The following is a 20,067-nucleotide window of genomic DNA, read 5'->3' as shown; positions in this document are numbered from 1 at the left end:
AGTTGCGCACTTTCAAGTGCGTTGTTGAAGGCGCCCAACAGCTGCCGGATACTAAAATTCCCGAACGATCTGAGGAAGGGGTAGGACATGATTTCCAGGATTAGCTTGCTGAAGTGCAAAGAAGGGGTTTCCGAAGAGGCGTTTCGCGAGGGCATGATGGGGGATGTGCGCGACGTGATCGCCCGCATGCCCCAGCTGCGGAAGTGCGAGATCGATTTCGTGACCGATCGCCAGCAGCGCTCTCATCTGGGTCGCGGCGCCATCGACATCGACGGCTTCATCGAGATGTTCTTCGACAGCTACGGCGACATGCAGCAGGCGATGGACGAAGCGGGGGATGCTCTGTTGGCTGCTCTGGAGCCGCTCGTGGAAGAGCCCGTTTCCACGCTGGTTGCGGTGAAGAAGGTGGACACGCCCGTTCCCGCCTACCTCGACGGCAAGGCTATCAAGCGCGTGTCTTTCTGCGATCGCGCGGAGGGCGTCGATGCCGCGACGTTCCATGACGAGTGGTGGTACACCCATTCCCTGCTGGTGAAGCTGATGAGCGGGTACTGCGGCTACAACCAGAACCTGGTCATCGACCGCATGGTCCAAGGCGCGTCCGTCCATTACGCCGACCTGCCGGTCGAAGGCATGGTGGAGTTCTGGTTCGAGGACATGGACGCGTTCGACGAGTGCTACAGCACGGTCGGTTTCAAGCTGCGCGCGAGCGTGCACGCAGCGGAGTTCATCGGCACCGTCACGACGTATTTCGTCGAAGCCGTGCCTGTGGAGCTGCAGAACTAGACGAAGTTCGGACTGCATCGCGAACTCGGCGTGATGCAGTCCTTTTTGGAAGGGGAGCGTTGCTATGAAGTCAATGCGAGCAGAGTTTTTCGATGATGCCGTTGTCTCGGGTCCTGATCAAAAGGCTTTCGAGGAGAAGATCTACGCCGAAGCGCAGGCCAAACGTTGGCCGCGCGTAGCGGAAGGCACGGGTAAATTCGAAGGTCAGGTGGTCATCGTGACCGGCGCCGCGGGCGGCCAGGGCGAGATGGAAGCCAAGATGATCGCCCAGCAAGGTGCCAAGGTGTACATGGCCGACATCGAAGAAGAGGGATTGAAGCGGGTCGAGGCTGCCATCATTGCCGACGGCGGAGAAGCCGTGGCGTTTCCGATGGACGTTGCCGACGAAGGCTCCTGGCAGGAGCTGGTGAAGAAGGTCGTGGACGAGAGCGGTCGACTGGACGTGCTCGTCAACAATGCCGGGATGTGCCAGAACGGCACCGTCCTCACCGAGACCCGCGAGTCCCTGAACCGCATCATGGACGTGGATTGCTGGGGCGTGTACAACGGCATGCACTATTGCGCACCCGCCATCATCGAAGCGGGCGGCGGCACCATCGTCAACACGTGCTCCTACCAAGGCACGCATTTCGGACCCGGGAGCTTCATCGGCTATGCCATGGCCAAGGCCGCAGTCATGGGCATGACGCGCGCCGCCGCCACCGACCTCGGGACCTACGGCATACGCGTGAACGCCGTGAACCCCGGCCTTGTGCTTTCGGGGATGACCTTGCCGCGCGGCCAGAACCGCAAGGGTCTGGTGGACGCCTCGTCGATGAAGCGTTACGCGCTGCCCGAGGAGATTGCCTCAGTGGTCATGTTCCTTGCTTCGGACGATTCCAGCTTTATCAACGGCGAGTTCATTGCCGCCGATGGCGGTGCCACGACGTATCTTCATCTGGCGACGGCCGACGCAAAGTAACGGCGCGTTCTGCGTCGATGAAGGCGTGCGCCAAAGGGGGAGGGTTGGCGCACGCCGATCGGCGCGCTCGCGGTAACTCATTAAGGAGAAGGGGTGTGTCATGGCTCGGTTCGATAACAAGATCGTGCTGGTCACGGGTGCGGCGAACGGTATCGGGCGTTGCATGGTCAAGTGTTTCCTTGCGGAAGGCGCCGAGAAGCTGGTTGCCGTCGACATCGAGCACGATACGTTAGAGGATGCGTTCGGCGACGAGGATCGCGTTCATACCATACCGTGCGATATCACCGATTACGATGCCGTGCACCGCATGGTCGACGAGGCCGTCGAACGCTTCGGCCGCATCGACATCCTCATGAACAACGCGGGCATCAGCATCAAGGACGGGCAGAAGTACGGTATGCTCACCTGTCCTAAAGATGCTTGGGATCGTGTGATCGCCACCAACGTGAACGGGTCGTTCTACGTGGCGCAGGCCGTTGCCCAGGCCATGGTGGCGAAGAAGACGAAGGGCGTTATCGTGAACACGTCTTCGAACACCTTCCGTTTCATACCGAAGTACCTTGGCGCGTATCCCGCATCCAAGGCGGCCATCGCCGTGTTCACCAAGCAGTTCGCAAAAGAGCTTGCCGAATACGATATACGCGTCAACGCGTTTGGACCCGGCACGACGAAAACCCGCATGAGCGAGCCGACGCGTTTGAACCCGCACATGAACGAGCAGTTCTTGAACGATATTCCCATGCACCGCTACGGCGAAGTGAAGGAGGCCGTGGATGCGGCGCTGTTCCTCGCTTCGGAAGAGTCTTCCTTCATGTTGGGGGAGATCATCTTCGAGGATGGTGGGCAGAGCCTCTAGCTGTGCGTTAGATTAGGAGGACGACAATGGAAAGAGAGCGGTTTGTTGACAAGATAGCCCTGGTAACCGGCGGTGCCAACGGTCTTGGGCGCGGCATGGTCGAGCAACTCGTGAAGGAGGGTGCCCAGGTTGCCATCTTCGACATCGAGGACGATACGATGGAAGAGGTGTTCGGGGGCAACGATCACGTTTTCTGCGTGCACTGCGATGTGCGCGACTACGATCAGGTGCAGGAAAGCGTGCAGAAGGTCATCGATCGATACGGGCGTATCGACGTTTTGATGAACAATGCCGGCATCTGCCATCGGGAGCCGTTTCTGGAGTGCAGCAAGGAGGGATGGCTCGATGTGATGGCCACGAATCTGAACGGCGAATTCTACGTCGGCCAGGCTGTTGCGCGCACGATGGTCGAGCTTGGCGTGAAAGGCTACATCGTGAACACGAGCTCGAACAGCTCCCGCAAGACCATCGGCGGCATCACCCCCTATTGCCCCTCGAAAGCCGCCGTCAAAATGCTTACGCAGGTGATGGCGCTCGAGCTGGCGAAGTACGGCATTCATGTGAACGCGATAGCTCCCGGCACGTCGAAAACGCGCATAGCCGCCGGGACGATCAACGATCCTGAGCGGAGCGCTGCGTTCTTGGCGAAGATGCCCTTCGGACGCTACGGCGAAGTTCGCGAGACGGTCGACGTCGCGCTGTTCCTGGCTTCGGAAGACGCTTCGTTCATTACGGGCGAAACCATCTACAACGAAGGCGGTTTCAGCTTGACCTAGGAAGAGGGAGTTATGGCAACTGTTGAGGAGCTTGAGAAGCGCATCGGGGACTTGGAGGACATGAGGGCGATCGAGCGGTTGCAGGCCGAGTATTGGGATACCCTCGATGCCAAAGACTGGGATGGCCTGCGGGCATGCCTTGTGGAAGATTTCGTGTTCGCCAACAACACGACAGGAGGGCTCTACGAAGGACGAGAGGGGATGCTCGCCACGATGCGAGCCAAGTTCGCAGACGGCGTCACGTCGAGCCATCAAGGACACCATCATTGGATCGAGCTGACGGGCGAAGAAACGGCGCGTTCGCATTGGTCGCTCCAAGACGATCTGTACGATGCACAGCGCGGAGGCGAGTTCGTGGGTCGTGCCCATTATGACAACGAGTACGTGAAGATCGACGGACGATGGTACTTCGCCAAGATGTCGCTGACGTATCTGCGGGGCGAGGCGAACATCAAAAAGCGCTACGAAGACTGCGCGAACGCCTACCAGGTTTTCATGATGTGAGGGTTGGCTTGATGCGGGCCCTGTCCAACGAAGGGAGCGAGCACGTGATTGTTCGGTGCGGATTGCTTAAGAAGAACGACAAGTTCACCCAGGAATCGTTCTCGCATCATTGGCTGCATATCCACGGGCCGATTGCTGCGGGAATGAAGAACCTGCGAGTTTGCAACCAGAATCTCGTCATTGACAACGAGCATCGTCACCCGATTATGGGAGGCGTCATCGATATCGACGGGTATTCGGAGCTTCATTTCGATACGTACAGCGAAATGCTCGAAGGGGTTCAGTCGTTGGATGCCGAAACCGGTAACGCCCTTCTCGACGACGCCGAGGTCCTTTTGCAGAAGCGCTTGTGCGACATCCTGGTGTTTTCCCGCAACGTGGTGCGCGAGGTTCCTCCGTATCTGCGGGGAAAGAACCTGGTTCATCGCGTGTCGTTCTTGAATCGAGCGGAGGGGGTGAGCGTGGCCGAATTCCGTCGAGAGTGGTGTTATGCTCACGCGAAGCTGGTGGAGGCTGCTCCCGGCCATGCGGGCTACAATCAAAACCTCGTGATCGACCGATTCGTAGACGGGGCGAGCGTTTCCAGCGAGAAGCTTCCCTGCGATGGCATGGCCGAGTTCTATTTCGAGGACATGGATGCCTTCGAGTGCTTCTACGATTCCAAAGAATTCCAACGATTGACGGCTCATGGATCCGAGTTCATCGGCTCGGTTGACACCTACCTCGTCGAGACCCATCCCGTTGTGGCCGGGTCGGCACGCGGAGGGTACTGCCTATAGGCTGATAATGCGAGACGGATTGACAGCCCGCTTCCTCGGAGGCGGGCTGTAGGCTTTTGAGGCGAAGCTAGGGGCTTGTCTCGCCTCGCTCCCGTTTCGACCGCTCCCTCGCTCCGAGTTGTCCCCGAATGGCAAGCTATGACAAAGTTCGTTTTGGAGAACTTGGTTTTTAGCGAGTGGTGGAATTCGTGACCTGGCTGTATGCGGAGGCGTTTTCCGCATTGCCAGCTTGAACCGCTTTAATCCCTCTGTCGAAATTGTCATAGGTGCCGTTTTGCGCCCACGCGCACAAGTAGGAACCCGGTTGCGGGTTGCGACGCTTCCCTCTATACTGTAGTACACGTAATACGTCGATGGGAGGCACAATGGAGTCGGTTATGACCGTGCGGTTGAACGGCGATATGAAGGAGCGCGCTGCCGCGATCATGCGGCGTGAAGGCTACACGCCGTCCTCGGCCGTCAGGCGCCTGTTCGAATACACCGTGAAACACGACGGCCTTCCTTTCGAGAAGAGCGAGAAGCCCGATAGGGATGAGTTGCGCCGTCGCATCGAGGCGTTCGATCAGGTGCACACGAAGCGTCCTTTGACGATGTCCGACGAAGAGCTGCGGGAAGCGCGTTTGAAGGATCGCTATGGATTTGATGCTTGATACCAACATCATTCTCGACCATATCGGTCGACGCGAACCGTTTTATGAGCTGTCGCGCCGCGTATGCCTGCTGGGAGTGGTCCAGGAAGCGTCCACCTACATTAGCGTGAATATGCTGACCGACATCTACTATCTGCTGCGCAAGGACCACGGCAGCGATGCTGCCCAGGAGATGATCGAGCATAATCTGTCGTTCCTTCAGATCGTAGGGGTATCGCCGGAGGATGCAAGGCGGGCCCTCGGCTTGCGCTGGGCGGATTTCGAGGATTGCCTTGTCGCCCAATGCGCCGCGAAAATCAAAGCGGACTACATCGTCACGCGCAACGTCAAGGACTTCAAAGCGTCTCCTGTCGAAGCCGTCACCCCTGAAGAGCTGTTCGCCCGTCTGCGCGAGCAGGGCTTGGACTACGAAGAAGTGGAGTGGTAGCGCGTTCGAAAAGAAGCCCCGCGCGGTGGGAGGGAACCGGCGGGGCTTGGGATTCGATGCTCGGGATGCGCAGGGCGTCCCGAGCATCGAAAGGGAGGGCTACTTCGCCGAGGCCGTCACGGTGTTGACGCGGTCTTCCTCGGGCATCATGCCGCTGACGATCTCGAGATCGGCTATCTCCTTGTCGGCATCTCCTCCGGCGGCGTTGATGCCGGCGATGCGACCGAACGTCAGGCAGCGACCATGGTTCGTGCCGGGGCAGATGGTGGGGTAGTCGTTCGAGAAGTATTCGCCGCCTGCGGCACCGCACACGTACAGGCCTTCGATGGGGTTGTTCTCCTCGTCGAGGACGTGGCATTCCGTATCCTGGCGCAGCCCACCCGACGCTGCCAGCAGCGTGGACACCAGTTGGCCTGCGAAGTAGGGCGGCGTATCGATGGGCCACAGGATTTCCGGGCGCTTGCCGAAGTCGTCGTCGTTGCCCTTCGCGGCCAGCTCGTTGTAGCGTGCGACGGTGGCCTTGAGCCCCTCGGCGTCGATCCCCGCTTTTTCAGCCAGCTCGTCCAGCGTGTCGGCTTGGAACAGCAGACCCTGGTCGATCTTCGCCTGGCGCAGCTTCAGCTCTACGTCCATGTCGAACGGCACACCGAAGCGGCGGTACTGCTGATCGGACGAGATGCCGCCCGAGATGCCGTCGTTGCACGACTGGGCGAACGATTCCAGCGAGTTCGCATCGTAGATGGTGAACGCCTTGCCCTCGGGTTGGTACGACTTCACGCACGACTTCGACTGCGTGTTCACGTCCTCGTTCATGAAACGCTGGCCGTTCTTGTTGACGTGCAGGAAGTTGTAGCTTTGCGCACCGGACTCCAGATGGATGGTGGCGCAGTGCGGCTCGGACTCCTGCATGGCCCCGCCAATCCACATGGCCTGCTTGTGCAGATCGCCCGTGGAAATGCCGAAGGGGATGTACAGGCGGCTGTCGGCATGCCAAGTGAAGGGCTGGTAGCGCGTGCGCATCTCGTCGTCGTCCAGGTAGTCGCCGGTGGCGATGATCACGGACTTCGCGTTTATCTGCTTGTACGACCCTTCCTCGCCCACGATGGCGCCCGTCACGGGCCCGTTGCCTTCGCGCAGCAGGCGAGCGCATGGCGTTTCGTAACGGTACTCGACGCCCAGCTTCTCGCCCTGCTCGATGACGGCGGGGATGAGCACGGCCATGCCCAGGCCCTTCGACACGCCGTCGAGGTACACGAAGTCGGTGGTGTCGTCGTAGAAGAAGTGCGTGATGGGCTCCTCGGTGTAGTCGGGGCCCTTGTAGTAGCCGGCCCACAGTGTGGGCTTCAAGCCCGATTCGGCCACGAGGTCGACCAGCCAGTCCATGCACGCGCCCGATTTCTTGGCGAATTGCCACAGCAGCGGTTCTTTCACGCGGCCGGTAGCCCACTCGATCAGGCGCCGCACGATGTGCGCGTAGTCGGCCTCTTTGAACCAACCCTCATTCACGTATTGCTTCACGAGCTTCGATCCGTAGGCCGTGATGTGTCCGCCGCGTCCGGAGTACGTGTTGCACTTGTCGATGCACAGCGTTTTCGCGCCCTCCTGCGCTGCGGCGACCGAGGCGATGGCGCCGGCGAATCCGCAGCCCACTACGAGCACGTCCACGTCCTCGGTTCCCGTGATCTGGTCGGCGGGGATGTCGGCCGGCGGCGTCATGAACGACCATTCGACGGCCGCGTTGGCTCCCAAGGGGTTGCCGGCGAGGCTCGCGGAGTCGATTGCGCCGCTTGCGGTAGCTGTTTCGTCGGCGGCTTGCGTGCTGGGGGCGCAGCCGGCGAGGCCGGCTCCTGCGGCGCCAAGGCTTGCAAGTCCTGCTCCAATGAGGAACTGGCGACGAGAAACCCCTGTTGAAGTGCGTGCGGCGCGTTCATTCTTCGACATAATGGAACTCCCTCTCTCCCTGATGGTCGTCGGTCGCTCAAGATGGAAGCGACCGAGCTCTTGGCGTAGACCATACTGAAATTCCAACGCGTCCCGCCATCCCCCTTGCGTGGTAAATCGCCGGAAACCGAATCTACCCCCGGAAGGGGTAGAGGCGAGACACTGACGCATGCTTGCTCTGTGCTACCATGCAACCACGGAATCAAGCAGCTCGGGGAGGGGCGATGTTGACCGTGCCGAATGTACAGGATGGCCGCGGCGGGGAGGCCGCATCGCGCTGCGCTTTAACGGGGTGGCAAGAGCGTCATGGCATGCTGCGCTCGTTTCGCCGCGAGATGCGCGCGCATCCGCGGCTGTCGATGGGCTTCGGCCTGTTCTGGACATGGGTGTGGCTTGTGTTCCAAACCACGTTTTTCAACCCGCCGTTTCTCGCGGCGCTCGACTTTCCGCTGCCTGGATGGGTCGTGCCGCTGTCGGCGTACGCCTGTACGTTTTTGGTGTTGGGCGTGCTGCTGAAGGCGAGGAGGATTGTGCCGCAAGGGCGATGGTACCGCATTGCCGTGCCGGCCTCCATGTCGATCGGCGTGACTACGTGCGGCATCCTTTCCTTCTCGCCTTTGACCGTGGAGCTGGTGAACGTCGCGGCGGTGTGCCTGGGCGGTCTTCTCATGGGCGCGGGCACGGCGTGCCTTCATGTGGAATGGGGTCGCATCTTGGGCGATCTGGGACCGCGCACCACCATTCTGCACGGCGTGGTGGGAACCGTGGTGGCTGCCCTTCTTACCGTGTGCATCACGTTGTTGCCTGAGGCGGCGGTGTGGGCAGCGGCGCTCGTCATCCCCGCCGCAAGCATGGCGTTGCTCATGCGCGACGCTCCGGTGACACCCGATCTGCTAGCGCACGGTTTGGACGCTCCTCTTCATGTGCCGCGCAAGTTTCTGGCCACGGCGTTCGTCCAAGGACTGTCGTTCGGCATCGTGCAGGCAGTGCTGCTCATGGGCGGACACGACGAGCCGGTGGTCGCCCTGTCGGCAGCCAGCTTCGCGGTGTCTGCCCTCGTGCTGTTTACGTGTGCGCTGTTCTTCCGCATGGACTTCAACCAGCTGATCTACCAGGTGGGATTTCTCATCATGTCGCTGGGCTTCTTGTTCCTGGCCTTGGCGGGGCCCGATGCGCTGCCGGGATTGTTCGTGCAAGCGATGGGGTACCGCTTCGTTGATATCATGATGTGGGCGCTGTGCGCGCTGCTCATCAGCAAGCGCGGACTGCCCGCCAACTGGGTGTTTGCCATTACGACGTGCTTTTTGCTGTTGGGCCAGATCGCCGGCGCCCTAGTAGCGAGCGCGACGCTCTGGGTGCTTCCGCTGTCGGTCGAGACGGCGAGCGATCTGGCTACGGTGATGGTGTTCGTGCTGCTGGCAAGCTCGCTGGTGATGTGCGACCGCAAGAACCTGCAAACCGGCTGGGGCATGGTGCGTCCCGGCGACATGGAGGAGCTTCCTGATAGCTTCGAGCGCGGATGCGAGCTGGTGTGCCATCGCAACGATCTGACCGCGCGCGAGCAGGAGGTGTTCGCGCTCCTTGCGCGCGGATCCAGCCGTGCGGCCATTTGCGACGAGCTTACGCTGTCGAAGGAGACGGTGAAAACGCATGTGCGCAACATCTACCGCAAGATGGGCATTCACTCTCAGCAGGATCTGCTGGCAGCTGTGGTGGCCGAACAACGTGCGCTCGGCATGCAGGAGGAGGGCGAGCTTGCCGAGGAGGCGCTGTAAACTGCCCTTCGGGTTCGAAAACTTCTTGAAACATTTCGCCGTTAGTTTGATTACGGCGTATTGATCATGCGGTTTGACCTGCGGCCGTGCTATCGTATGCGGGTGGTTCATCCGCGCGCGTCGCGGGAGGCCGCGCACCGCCTTGAACGCAACGAGTAAGGAGCTCATTCTCATGGCGAAGGTTTCGGAAATCTACGGCTCGATGGTATTCAACGAGCATACGATGCAGGAGCGTCTGCCGTCTGCCACGTACAAGAGCCTGATCAAAACCATGAAAGAGGGCAAGCCCCTCGAGATCGAGGTAGCGAACGTCGTGGCCCACGCCATGAAGGAATGGGCCATCGAGAAGGGCGCCACCCACTTCACGCATTGGTTCCAGCCCCTGACCGGCATCACGTCGGAGAAGCACGACAGCTTCCTCGACCCCTGCAGCGACGGCCGCGCCATCATGAGCTTCTCCGGAAAAGAGCTGATCCAGGGCGAGCCCGATGCCTCCAGCTTCCCGTCCGGCGGCCTGCGCGCCACCTTCGAGGCCCGCGGCTACACCGCCTGGGACCCCACCTCCTACGCCTTCATCAAGGACGAGGTGCTGTGCATCCCGACGGCATTCTGCTCCTACACCGGCGAGGCCCTCGACAAGAAGACGCCGCTTTTGCGCTCGATGAGCGCGGTGGAGGAGCAGGCCAACCGCGTGCTGGCCCTGTTCGGCGAGCCGCGTCAGCGCATCGTGCCCACGCTGGGCGCCGAGCAGGAATACTTCCTCGTGTCCGAGAAGGCCTATGCCAAGCGCCAGGATCTCATCATGACGGGCCGCACCCTGTTCGGTTACGCCCCCTGCAAGGGCCAAGAGCTCGACGAGCATTACTTCGGCGCCATCCGTCCCACCGTCAACGAGTTCATGAAGGAACTGGACAACGAGCTGTGGGCGCTCGGCGTGCCGGCTCGCACGAAGCACAACGAGGTGGCTCCGGCGCAGCACGAGCTGGCTCCCATCTTCACGAACGTGAATCGCGGCGTGGACGAGAACCTTCTCACCATGGAGAAGATGCGCCTGCTGGCCAGCCATCACGGTCTCGTGTGCCTGCAGCACGAGAAGCCGTTCGAGGGCATCAACGGCTCGGGCAAGCACAACAACTGGTCGCTGTCGGCCGGCAAGAAGAACCTGTTCGACCCCGGCGAGAGCCCCATGGACAACCTGCGCTTCCTCGTGTTCCTCGCGGGCGTCATCCAGGCGGTGGACGACTATCAGGAGCTGCTGCGCATGTCGGTGGCGTCCGCGGGCAACGACCATCGCCTCGGTGCCGACGAGGCGCCGCCGGCCATCATCTCCATCTTCCTGGGCGACGAGCTAGACGCTATCGTGGACGCGCTCATCGACGACCACGAGTACACGAACGCCGAGAAAGTGGCCATGGACCTGGGCGTGGCCGTGCTGCCGAACTTCCTCAAGGACAACACCGACCGCAACCGCACCTCGCCGTTCGCGTTCACCGGCAACAAGTTCGAGTTCCGCATGCCCGGCTCGGGCGTGAACCTGTCGGATTGCAACATGATCCTGAACACGGCCATGGCGAAGAGCCTCAAGGACTTCGCCGACGCGATGGAGGGCAAGGCCGGCGAGGAATTCGAAGCCGCCGCCATCGATTACATCCGCGACGTGCTGACGGCGCACCAGCGCATCATCTTCAACGGCAACGGCTATTCGGAAGAATGGACGCGGGAGGCGGAGCGCCGCGGCCTGGCGAACCATCCTACGACGGCCGACGCCCTGCCGTGCTTCGTCGAACCGAAGAGCATCGCGCTGTTCGAGGAGTTCGGCGTGCTCACGGAAACCGAAGTGCGCAGCCGCTACGAGGTGAAGCTGGAGAAGTACAACAAGCTGCTGAACATCGAGGCGCGCACGATGAAGCGCATGGTGCGCCGCGCCTACCTGCCCGCCATCAACAGCTACGCCGCCGAGGTGGCCGGCCACATCAACGCCATCCGGTCGGCTTGCGCCGGTGCCGACACCGACCAGCAGGAAGAGCTGCTGCGCCGTTTGCTGCTGGGCATCAAGGAGATCGACACGCAGCTGCGCGCCCTGGGCAAGCTGCACCACGAGACGCTGGAGATCGAGAGCGAGCAGGAGAAGGCGAACACCTACGCGCACGAGGTCATCCCCGTCATGGACAGGCTGCGCGCCGCCGTCGACGGGCTCGAAGTCCTCGTCGATCGCGACCACTGGCCCGTTCCCACGTACAACGACATCCTGTTCTACGTGTAAGCGAAACGCTTCCAGCGGCCCCGGCTATGCCGGGGCCGCTCGCGTTGTTGGGGGCGGTTGGAATCGAGGCCTGCCGGCAAAAGCGAGGTTTGACGGCAAAAACGAAGCCTGGTAACTTTGAAGGCGCTCTGCTTCGCGCAAATGTAGTCGAATGTAAGGCAGGTCCGTTATTTCCCCAGGTGGGAAAGTATCGCCTGATATTCTACCTTTGCCATAGGATTACCAAACCGCCTCGCTTTTACCGTGCGGAAGCGTTTTCGGCGTCACGGATCGGTGGAAGCAGTTCGCGAGGGTGTATACTCGTTTTCGTTGCGCCATACGAGTGCAAAGCCTGATGAATCCTTCGATGTCTGACGGAGGTTGTATTGATGAAAGCCGAGGGACGGCTTTTCGAAGAAGCCCTTGCCTCTCTGCGGAAGTGGCGTTTTCTGGTGATCGGTGGCGCGTTGTGGTGGTGCTGCCATTTTCTCACTCTGTACCAAAACGATATCGTCTCTTTGGATCCGATTGTCGGTTTTCCCGACATTATTTGGCTTTCGTGCGTGCTTGCAACTCTCGTGGTGTTCGTGGTGCTTATGTTCTCTCCTCGGCTTCGTCGGGCATACGGAGGGACTCGAACCTATATTGCGGCATTCTTCTGCGTTATCGGCGGTCTAGCGTGCTTTCCTCTCGCCGCCACAGAATCTGCTTTGGCGTTCGCTGGCTCGCTTCTTTCGGGGACGGGTATCGGCATCGTGTTCGCCTTGTACGGATGCCTTCATGCCCGCTGCAGGCATCGAGACATTCTTTTGCTTTGCGCCGTGGAGCAAGGTATCGCGCTGCTCCTTTTTGCGGCGGTGAACATTCTTGAGATTCCTGCGATTCCGGTTGCCATGGTGTTCGGCACGTTGTCTTTGCTGTTAATGCATGCTTCGAGCCGCGTGGGTGCAGACGAGAATCGCGAACCGTCCGTTGCGCTCGATGCGAATGTGGGGCAGCTTGCATTTTTGGCCTTCTTGATAGGGCTTCCTTACGGTCTTGTGCGCAACATGGTCTCGCAAGTCGGGGAAGGTTGGGCAAGCGCGGCGTTGCCGCTCGTGCTGGCGGGCACCTTCGTCGCCGCGGCGCTCTTGTTGGCGGTTTACTTCTCGCGACAGCGTTGGGGTTTGGTGAAGCAGTTCGCGGTTGTGGTGGCTCCGTTGACTGCGGCGAGCATGGCGTTGTTGCCCCTTGCATCGTTGAACCAGGTAGTTCCAGCGATTGTGGGGAATGCGGGCTTCGTGTCTTTTCTTATGCTGCAGTACTACTACGCGGCGGTGCTCAGCGCTCCATCCGAAAAGCCCCAGTCGAAGCTGTTGTTCATCTTGGGTGTGTTTACGCTGGCTGACAATTCGGGGCAGCTAGTAGGGGCCCTGCTTCCTTCTGAGTTTGCGAGCGCTGCTTCATCGGTGATGATCTACATTATATTAGTATGTTGCATATTCCTATTCTCGCGCAGACGAGACGCGCCCTCGAAGCTTCATGCTGAATCTATCGCCGACGATTCCGTCAGGCTTTCGGAGCTTTCGCTCGACGATGCGGCGTTCGAGCGGTACGACCTCACTATGAGAGAGCGAGAGGTCCTTCTATTGCTGCTCAATCGGCTGACGTACGAGGAAATAGCGGAGCGGCTCTTCATAAGCACGAATACCGTCAAAACGCATGTGGGGAACGTATACAAGAAGACGGGCGTGTCTTCGCGCAAGGAGCTTGTTTCGAAGTTTTAAGCGAAGGCGCAGGATGCGGGGCGTTGAGATGGCAGTAGTACTTTTCCGGTGATCTGTTTGACATGCATCCAGCTCAGCTCATCGATTGCGATGATCACCCGCTTCCTCCGATGTAAACCTTCCGTCGGATCCGTACCCTTGGTCCTGCTTGCAGTCGGGCAAGCGAACGACCAAGGAGGGACGTATGGAATCAACGATGGATCGACGCTCGTTTCTGAAGGGGTCTGTGCTTGCAGGAGCTGTCGCTTCTACGGGCATGCTTCTTGGAGGTTGCGCGCCGAAAAAGGAAAGCGAATCGGCCGTCGAAAAAAACGGCAAGAGCGCTGGCGATGGAGGGGCTGTCGATTGGCTTGGCGCTCCTCAGACGATCGACGAAGGCGATATCGCCGAAACGTTGGAGTGCGATGTGCTTGTAATCGGCGGCGGGCTTTCCGGGCTATGCGCCTTGAATGCGGCTGTTGAGGAAGGCGCGAATGCCATCCTTATCGAAAAGCACAGCTGCTCGCGTTACGGCGGCATCTTCCATTCTGCAATCGGTTACGAAAAGCAGGTGGAGGCTGGAGTGACCCTCGACCCGGAAGAGGTGCTCAACAACGAGCTTGTTAAATACGGGCCGCTGTGCGACACGTCGTTTTGGGCAACCTGGGCGCACGAAAGCGGTGCGATCATGGATTGGCTTTTGGAGAAAGCCGAAGCGAACGGGGTTGTTATAGGCATGCCCTTCACGCAGTACCCCGAAGGCGTCGATCCAAGCAAGGAGCCCTACATCACGATCCCCGGCAGCTTCACCACGGGATGGGATCACTTCATCGAAGAGGGGAAGGAACGCGAAAAGTATCTTCTCGATGCGCTGACTTCCGAAGCGGTGAAGTCTGGAGCGCAGGTCAAGTACAACACGCCTGGTTTGTACCTGGAGCAAACGGATAACGGCGCGGTGGGTGGAGCCGTCGCGCAGGCCGAAGACGGGTCGTATCTGCGGATCAAGGCGGCAAAGGGCGTTATCGTGTGTACGGGGGACTTTGCAGGTAACGAAGACATGTGCACGGCGTTGCTGCCTGAAACGATCGCCAAGGATATGTACGACTGCAACGCATACACCTCCTACATGGAATCAGACGAGCAGCCGAAGGGTCGTTTGGATACGGGAGACGGCCATAAGATGTGCATCTGGGCAGGCGGTGTCATGGAGGACAATCCCGTCGCTACGATGGGGTGGCCCAGCGTAGCGGAGGCTGGGCTGCTGCCGTACATGGGCGTGAACTCCATCGGCGAGCGGTTCGCCAACGAGGCTAATGCGTTCATGATAATCGGCCGTATCGCATACGATCAGCCGTGCGCCGCAGAGAAGGGCGCTCATTTTTGGAAGATCGTCGATGCGAACTATGCTCAGCAGACTGCGGACATGAAGCCGATATGCATGTTCGGCGTCATGGAGAGCGGGCTGGACGAGGAGACGATGTCGAAGAGCCCGAACGTAAAGGCGGACACGATCGAGGAGCTCGCTTCCGAGATGGAGGTCGATCCAGAGGTGCTGAAGGCCTCGATCGACCGGTACAACGAAATGGTCGCCCAAGGGTTCGATTCCGACTTCGCCAAGCCTAGTCGCTACTTGTATCCGATCGAGACCGCGCCGTTTTACGCGATCAGGGCGCAGCAGTCGTTCATTCATACGATGAGCGGCGTGCTCTGCTCGCCTGATCTGGAGGTTTGCGGTTCGAACGGGGCGATTCCCGGACTCTACGCTGCGGGCAACGTGGTTGGACGACGCTTCGGCAACCATTATGAAGCATCGTTGCCGGGCATGTCGAACGCTTTTGCGATCGTTCACGGTTACCTGGCTGGGAAGCATTGCGCGGCGCGCAGGTAAAAGGAATCGGTTCCCAGTAGATGCAGCTCCCTATGCGGCGCAAGCCTCTCCGGCTTGTGCCGCATTTGCCGCCTGCGCACGCCGTGCGTTCCCTTAGGCTTATGCTCCTCATCGGACTATGCCATTGTGAGGGAGCTCAGATAACCAAGCGTCTCGTTGGAGCAGGCCCCTCTTGCAAGGCGCAAGATCATGAAAGAAGATTAAAGCTGCATGAAGCGTGCGAAAGCCGCAGCTATCTAGCGCTCTTGCGGGGCAAGGTCGTTGTCGGAGGCAGCGGCGGGTTCGCTCCCTGCATCCTTGATGCCCCTGAGCGGCACGTTCGAGCGCAGCAGAGCCACCCAGCCGGCGATGGCGACGCCCATCGAACCGACGATGATGGCGCCCACGCCCACCACGTAGTTCGGCCACGGCAGTACGGCGGCAAGCATGCCGACGCAGCCGATGGCGGTGTGCGCGAAGTTGATCAGCGACGATGCGGCTCCGGTATCGCCTTCCTGCTGCGACAGCAGGACGTTGGTGCTGTACGGCCGAACGGCAGCCTCCGTCAGCGCGAACGCAAGGAACGTGATGCAGAACAGCTGCGGGCTCGCTTGGCCCACGGCCAGCATGGCCGCGCCGGACGCCAGCGCGATGCCCAGCAGGATGCTGGTGAACCGCCGCGCGGACATGAACCGCGAGGCCGCAAGCCAGATGAACGGCCCCGCAGCCGTCAGCAGCGCGGCGAACGCGAAGTACATGCTGTACTCCAGCTCGGTCAGCCCGAAGAACGTGATGTACACGTACGAACCGACGGCGATGTACGCCATGAACGGCAGGTTGTACAGCCCGACGATGCCCAGGAACGCCGAGAACCCCTTGTTGCGCGCCACCGCGCCCAGCTGCTTCACGCTTCCCAGCACGGTGCCCTCGTAGCGTTCGCTGACGGGAAGCGTCTCGTCGAACAGCAGCGCCAGCCCGGCGCACAGAAGGCCGATGCCCGCCAGTACCCAGAACGTCATGCGCCAGTCGGCGACCTGCAGGATGAGCGCGCCCGCCACCGGCGCCAGCACGGGCCCTACCACGAACATCACCTGCACGACGGACAGCAGAGCCTCGCGCCGTTCGGGAACGACGGCGTCCTTCACCACCGCCGTGGACACCGCGCTCACCGCCCCGGCGCCCAAGGCTTGCAGGATGCGCATGGCGATGAGCATGACGATGTCCACTGACAGCGCGCATAAAGCGCTGGCCAGCGCATACGTGAGAATGCCCGCCAGCAGCACGGGTTTGCGTCCGTAGCGGTCGCTTGCGGGCCCGAACGCCAGCAGCCCGACGGCGAAGAACAGGAAGTAGCCCACCAGCGTGAGGTTCACCATGGTCTCCGACGTGTTGAAATGCTCGGTCATGTGCGGGACGGCCGGTGTGTACATGTCCAGCGAAAGCGGCGTGACCAACGACGTGATGACCAGCAGCACGATGAGCCCCAGCGGTCCCAACCGCCGTTGAGGCCGTGCGAGCCACGAGTGTAGTGCCATGTGCGTAGATCTCCTTGCGAAGCAGATGCGTTCAGGTTGGGCTTCCAGTATAGAAGACTTCGCCAGCGTCGTCAGGCGGGCAAGGTGGGCAGCGTGAGGGTGAACGTGGTGCCGCGCTCGTCGTCGCTGGCGGCAGCGAGGTTGCCGCCGTGCTCCTCGGCGATGGCGTGCGCGATGGCCAGCCCCAGGCCGTAGCCGCTTTCGTCGCGCGTGCGCGCCTTGTCGGCGCGGTAGAAGCGGTCGAACACGTGGGGGAGATCCTCGGGCGCGATGGCGAAGCCGGTGTTGTGCACCGCCAGCTCGATGCGGCGCACGCTTTGGCGCAGCGATACGTTCACGCTGCCGCCGTCGTCGGCGTACTTGCATGCGTTGTCCAGCAGCGTGCCCACCAGCTTGCGCAGCCTCATCGCATTGCCGCGCACCATGACGCTCTCGTCCAGCTGCGATTGCAAATCGACGGCGCGCTCGAACGCCACGGACTCGAACTGCAGCAGCTCGCCTTCCACCAGGTCGGTGAGGTCGAGCCGCTCCATGGGCGGCGGCGCGGCGCCCTCGTCGACCTGCGCGAGCAGCAACAGGTCGCCTACCAGGCCCTGCATCTGCTGCGCTTCGTGCTGGGTGCTCTCGATCCACTGGCTCTGGCTGGCGATGCTGCGCTCGGGATGCTCAAGCAGGATGGACGTGTTCGCGAGGATCACGGTGAGGGGCGTCTTCAAATCGTGCGAAGCGTCGGCTACGAACCGGCGCTGCTGGCGCCATGCGCGATCCACTGGCGCCAGCGCCCACCGCGAGAAGAACATGCTGATCACGAAGAACGCAGCCAACGCCGCCGCGCCCACGCCCGCCAGTGTGACGGCCAGGGTCTGCCAGCTGCTTGCGGCGTTCATGTCCGCGAACGCGAGGTACGCGGCGTCTCCCACGGTGCGCTTCTCGTAGAACAGCCCTAGGCCGTCCAGGCTGCCGGAGCCGTCGGGCTGATCGGCCAGCGCGGCCGCGGCCTGCGCCAGCACGTCGTCGGCGATGGACGCCGTAGTGCGCGTTTGAACAGCTGCCAGCGAGCCGTCGGCCTCCACCGAGAACACCGCTACGGGAATGGCGGGATCCGATCCGCCGCGCTTGCCGCCGATCTCGGGGGGCATTCCGTTTGCACGGGCGGCGTCCGCTGGCACCTGGGCGCCGGGCTGGGTGCCGCTCGACGGGCCGCCGCCCGCGTCGCCTGCGTGGGCAAGAGCAGCGTCGAGCGTCTCGTGCACGCGCGCGACGCTCTGCTGGTAGTCGATGACGCAGATGGCGGTGAACACCACGGCCAACACCACGGCAACGGTGGCCATGTTGAGCGCGATGAACTTGACGCGCAGCTTCTTCAGCATGGAAGGCCCGCGCTTTCCGAGGCGTCGTCGGGCGCGGCATCGGCCACGAACCGGTAGCCCGCGCGCCGCAGCGTCTCGATGCGCGCCGTCGATCCCAGGAACTTCATCTTCTTGCGCAGAAACGACACGTAGGCCTCCACGTTGTTGTCTTCGGCGCTCGACTCCACGCCCCACACCTTCGCGATGAGCATGTCCTTCGACACCACCTGCCCGGCGTTCGCCATGAGCACCTTGGCCAGCGAGAACTCCTTGTAGCTGAGGTGTATGGACTTCGACCCGCACGCCAGGTCGTAGCTTTCCAGGTTCAGCACGAGGTCGCCGGCGGCCAGCTTCTCGAACAGCACTTCGCCCTGGCGGCGCGTGAGCGCGCGCAGGTGAGCCAGCAGCTCGGCGGGCGCGAACGGCTTGGTCATGTAGTCGTCGGCGCCGCTGTCGAGGCCGGTGATCTTGTCGGGCACGGCGTCGCGCGCGGTGAGCAGCAGCACCGGCACGCTGATGCTTTTGCGGCGCAGCTGGGCCACCACGGCGAAGCCGTCCATCTTCGGCAGCATCACGTCGAGGATGATCACGTCGTAGTCGCCGCATTCGGCGTAGGCGAGGCCGGAGGCGCCGTCGTGCACGACGTCCGTCTGGTAGCCGTTCTCGGCGAGTATGTGCGCCAGCGCCTGCGCCAGGCGCACGTCGTCTTCAACGATGAGGACTTGCATGGCGACCTGCTTTCTTTCGCGCATCCTGGCTTCCATTGTACCGTCAGACCTGAAAAGCGTCTGAAAGAAACAGGCGAAGGTCCTCTTCGCGAGCGCGTTGCTTCTGCGCGAGCGCTCAGGCGGAGGCAGGCCCTTTCAGGGAACTTTCAGGCAGCGCGGCTAGGATGCGGTGTCTGATGGAAAGGACCGGTATCCCATGACAACGTTCACCGACGTATTCGAACGCAAGGAAGTGAAGTACCGCCTGGATGCGCGCCAGCACCGCGCGATGGCAGCCGCGTTACGCGGTCGCATGGCGCCCGACGCGTTCGGCCGGACGCGCATCGTCAGCCGCTACTTCGACACGCCCGAGCGCGCGCTCATCGAGCGGTCGTTGGACAAGCCGCTGTACAAGGAGAAGCTGCGCTTGCGCAGCTACGGGTCGCCGCAGGCTGGCGACCGCGTGTTCGTGGAGATCAAGAAGAAGTACAAGGGCATCGTGTACAAGCGACGGGTAGGCTGCTCGTTGGCTGCGGCCGAAGCCTATCTGGGCGGAGAGTCGTACGAGCAGGCTTGCATGCGATTCCCTCTTCCCGATCCGGCGATGGCCGCCGAGTCGCTGTCGCCGCGCAGCGCGCAGATCGCCCGCGAGATCGACGAGTTCGTTGCACGGTACCGGCCGCTGCGGCCTTCGATGCTCATCGAGTGCGAGCGCGTTGCGTACGCATCGATCGCGACGATCGCCGCGGCGGCAGGCGGCGGCGCAACCGGCTTGCGCGCGCTGGGCGATGTGCCGGACGACTTGCGCATCACCTTCGATACCGGCATCGCCTACGGCGATCTGTTCGCAAGGGATGCCGGAGCTGCAGCGCATCCGCTGCTGCCCGTCGGCGACGCGGTGATGGAGATCAAGTCGTCGGGCCCGTTTCCGCTGTGGCTCGTTCGCGCGCTCGATGCGTGCGAGGCCTACCCGACGTCGTTCTCGAAGTACGGGGAAGCGTACCGGGCCTGCATGGCCGCTTATCGCGGCGCGCCGTCGTTTGCGACAGCGCGCGCGTCCCAAGCGGCCGCCGAGCAGAAGGCCGAGCGGTTCGCCGCGGCGTTGCGCGGCCGCCGCCCTCGTCGCTTCCGTGCGCCGTCGCACACGCCTACGCGCTGCTGAGGTGC

General features: G+C 61.6%; 17 protein-coding genes. 13 read left to right on the top strand and 4 right to left on the bottom strand.

Annotation, left to right across the window (positions count from 1 at the left end; translation table 11 throughout):
• Positions 1-87: 87 nt before the first annotated feature.
• The 8 genes from GT613_RS09410 (at position 88) to GT613_RS09375 (ending at position 5,739) form a co-directional block, all read left to right on the top strand.
• Complete coding sequence (locus GT613_RS09410; RefSeq protein ID WP_009305955.1) at positions 88-786, top strand: EthD domain-containing protein; 699 nt, start codon at positions 88-90, stop codon at positions 784-786.
• A 64-nt stretch (positions 787-850) separates the two neighbouring features.
• Positions 851-1,747 (top strand): SDR family NAD(P)-dependent oxidoreductase, encoded by an 897-nt coding sequence (locus tag GT613_RS09405; RefSeq protein WP_161172601.1) that lies wholly within the window; start codon positions 851-853, stop codon positions 1,745-1,747.
• Positions 1,748-1,847: 100 nt separating this feature from the next.
• Positions 1,848-2,603, top strand: coding sequence for an SDR family NAD(P)-dependent oxidoreductase (locus tag GT613_RS09400; protein ID WP_009305957.1), 756 nt, complete (start codon positions 1,848-1,850; stop codon positions 2,601-2,603).
• Positions 2,604-2,629: 26 nt separating this feature from the next.
• Entirely contained in the window at positions 2,630-3,379 is a 750-nt protein-coding gene (locus GT613_RS09395) for an SDR family NAD(P)-dependent oxidoreductase (RefSeq protein WP_009305958.1), read from the top strand.
• 12 nt (positions 3,380-3,391) lie between these two features.
• Entirely contained in the window at positions 3,392-3,883 is a 492-nt protein-coding gene (locus GT613_RS09390; protein WP_009305959.1) for a nuclear transport factor 2 family protein, read from the top strand.
• Positions 3,884-3,927: 44 nt separating this feature from the next.
• A complete protein-coding gene (locus GT613_RS09385) occupies positions 3,928-4,662 on the top strand; it encodes an EthD domain-containing protein (protein ID WP_009305960.1) in 735 nt (244 codons plus the stop codon).
• A 377-nt stretch (positions 4,663-5,039) separates the two neighbouring features.
• Positions 5,040-5,312: a type II toxin-antitoxin system RelB/DinJ family antitoxin gene (locus GT613_RS09380; protein WP_009608106.1), complete on the top strand. Its 273-nt coding sequence runs from the start codon at positions 5,040-5,042 to the stop codon at positions 5,310-5,312.
• Positions 5,296-5,739, top strand: a complete 444-nt coding sequence (locus tag GT613_RS09375; RefSeq protein ID WP_009305962.1) for a PIN domain-containing protein — start codon at positions 5,296-5,298, stop codon at positions 5,737-5,739. Before GT613_RS09380 ends, GT613_RS09375 begins: the two co-directional genes overlap by 17 nt.
• Before the next feature lie 99 nt (positions 5,740-5,838).
• On the opposite strand, the gene GT613_RS09370 is transcribed toward GT613_RS09375, so the two are convergent.
• Positions 5,839-7,680: an FAD-binding protein gene (locus GT613_RS09370; RefSeq protein ID WP_009607954.1), complete on the bottom strand. Its 1,842-nt coding sequence runs from the start codon at positions 7,678-7,680 to the stop codon at positions 5,839-5,841.
• 311 nt (positions 7,681-7,991) lie between these two features.
• Here GT613_RS09370 and GT613_RS09365 point away from each other — a divergent pair, with 311 nt between their 5' ends.
• The 4 genes from GT613_RS09365 to GT613_RS09350 all read left to right on the top strand — a co-directional run bounded on the left by GT613_RS09365 (position 7,992) and on the right by GT613_RS09350 (position 15,330).
• Positions 7,992-9,455, top strand: coding sequence for a helix-turn-helix transcriptional regulator (locus GT613_RS09365; RefSeq protein WP_009305964.1), 1,464 nt, complete (start codon positions 7,992-7,994; stop codon positions 9,453-9,455).
• A gap of 172 nt (positions 9,456-9,627) precedes the next feature.
• Positions 9,628-11,718 (top strand): glutamine synthetase III, encoded by a 2,091-nt coding sequence (locus GT613_RS09360; protein WP_009305965.1) that lies wholly within the window; start codon positions 9,628-9,630, stop codon positions 11,716-11,718.
• A gap of 368 nt (positions 11,719-12,086) precedes the next feature.
• Positions 12,087-13,463 (top strand): helix-turn-helix transcriptional regulator, encoded by a 1,377-nt coding sequence (locus GT613_RS15705; RefSeq protein ID WP_009305966.1) that lies wholly within the window; start codon positions 12,087-12,089, stop codon positions 13,461-13,463.
• Between the two features lie 184 nt (positions 13,464-13,647).
• Complete coding sequence (locus tag GT613_RS09350; RefSeq protein WP_009305967.1) at positions 13,648-15,330, top strand: FAD-dependent oxidoreductase; 1,683 nt, start codon at positions 13,648-13,650, stop codon at positions 15,328-15,330.
• A gap of 236 nt (positions 15,331-15,566) precedes the next feature.
• Here GT613_RS09350 and GT613_RS09345 read toward each other — a convergent pair whose 3' ends face one another.
• From GT613_RS09345 to GT613_RS09335, 3 genes are all read right to left on the bottom strand, one after another.
• On the bottom strand, positions 15,567-16,844 hold the full coding sequence (locus tag GT613_RS09345) for an MFS transporter (RefSeq protein ID WP_009608159.1): 1,278 nt from the start codon (positions 16,842-16,844) through the stop codon (positions 15,567-15,569).
• 71 nt (positions 16,845-16,915) lie between these two features.
• Positions 16,916-18,214 carry a cell wall metabolism sensor histidine kinase WalK gene (locus GT613_RS09340; RefSeq protein ID WP_009608084.1) on the bottom strand — a complete coding sequence of 433 codons (1,299 nt, stop codon included), beginning with the start codon at positions 18,212-18,214 and terminating at the stop codon, positions 16,916-16,918.
• The gene (locus GT613_RS09335; protein WP_009305970.1) at positions 18,208-18,921 is read right to left on the bottom strand and encodes a response regulator transcription factor; all 714 of its coding nucleotides are present in this window, start codon (positions 18,919-18,921) and stop codon (positions 18,208-18,210) included. The genes GT613_RS09340 and GT613_RS09335 overlap by 7 nt, the downstream gene beginning before the upstream one ends.
• A gap of 196 nt (positions 18,922-19,117) precedes the next feature.
• On the opposite strand from GT613_RS09335, the gene GT613_RS09330 reads away from it, so the two are divergent.
• Positions 19,118-20,062, top strand: coding sequence for a polyphosphate polymerase domain-containing protein (locus GT613_RS09330; RefSeq protein ID WP_009608155.1), 945 nt, complete (start codon positions 19,118-19,120; stop codon positions 20,060-20,062).
• Positions 20,063-20,067: the final 5 nt, after the last annotated feature.

The sequence above is a fragment of the Eggerthella sp. BIOML-A4 genome, from assembly GCF_009875575.1.
Taxonomy (GTDB): domain Bacteria; phylum Actinomycetota; class Coriobacteriia; order Coriobacteriales; family Eggerthellaceae; genus Eggerthella; species Eggerthella lenta.
This window is presented reverse-complemented; position numbering and strand designations above follow the sequence as displayed.

Bases quoted from the DNA above. Each gene is read 5' to 3' on its own strand.
- GT613_RS09380 (WP_009608106.1), top strand. From the start codon at position 5,040: ATGACCGTGCGGTTGAACGGCGATATGAAGGAGCGCGCTGCCGCGATC.
- GT613_RS09375 (WP_009305962.1), top strand. From the start codon at position 5,296: ATGGATTTGATGCTTGATACCAACATCATTCTCGACCATATCGGTCGA.
- GT613_RS09365 (WP_009305964.1), top strand. From the start codon at position 7,992: ATGCTGCGCTCGTTTCGCCGCGAGATGCGCGCGCATCCGCGGCTGTCG.
- GT613_RS09400 (WP_009305957.1), top strand. From the start codon at position 1,848: ATGGCTCGGTTCGATAACAAGATCGTGCTGGTCACGGGTGCGGCGAAC.
- GT613_RS09350 (WP_009305967.1), top strand. From the start codon at position 13,648: ATGGAATCAACGATGGATCGACGCTCGTTTCTGAAGGGGTCTGTGCTT.
- GT613_RS09395 (WP_009305958.1), top strand. From the start codon at position 2,630: ATGGAAAGAGAGCGGTTTGTTGACAAGATAGCCCTGGTAACCGGCGGT.
- GT613_RS09410 (WP_009305955.1), top strand. From the start codon at position 88: ATGATTTCCAGGATTAGCTTGCTGAAGTGCAAAGAAGGGGTTTCCGAA.
- GT613_RS09390 (WP_009305959.1), top strand. From the start codon at position 3,392: ATGGCAACTGTTGAGGAGCTTGAGAAGCGCATCGGGGACTTGGAGGAC.
- GT613_RS09360 (WP_009305965.1), top strand. From the start codon at position 9,628: ATGGCGAAGGTTTCGGAAATCTACGGCTCGATGGTATTCAACGAGCAT.
- GT613_RS09330 (WP_009608155.1), top strand. From the start codon at position 19,118: ATGACAACGTTCACCGACGTATTCGAACGCAAGGAAGTGAAGTACCGC.
- GT613_RS09345 (WP_009608159.1), bottom strand. From the start codon at position 16,844: ATGGCACTACACTCGTGGCTCGCACGGCCTCAACGGCGGTTGGGACCG.
- GT613_RS09405 (WP_161172601.1), top strand. From the start codon at position 851: ATGAAGTCAATGCGAGCAGAGTTTTTCGATGATGCCGTTGTCTCGGGT.
- GT613_RS09370 (WP_009607954.1), bottom strand. From the start codon at position 7,680: ATGTCGAAGAATGAACGCGCCGCACGCACTTCAACAGGGGTTTCTCGT.
- GT613_RS09335 (WP_009305970.1), bottom strand. From the start codon at position 18,921: ATGCAAGTCCTCATCGTTGAAGACGACGTGCGCCTGGCGCAGGCGCTG.
- GT613_RS15705 (WP_009305966.1), top strand. From the start codon at position 12,087: ATGAAAGCCGAGGGACGGCTTTTCGAAGAAGCCCTTGCCTCTCTGCGG.
- GT613_RS09340 (WP_009608084.1), bottom strand. From the start codon at position 18,214: ATGCTGAAGAAGCTGCGCGTCAAGTTCATCGCGCTCAACATGGCCACC.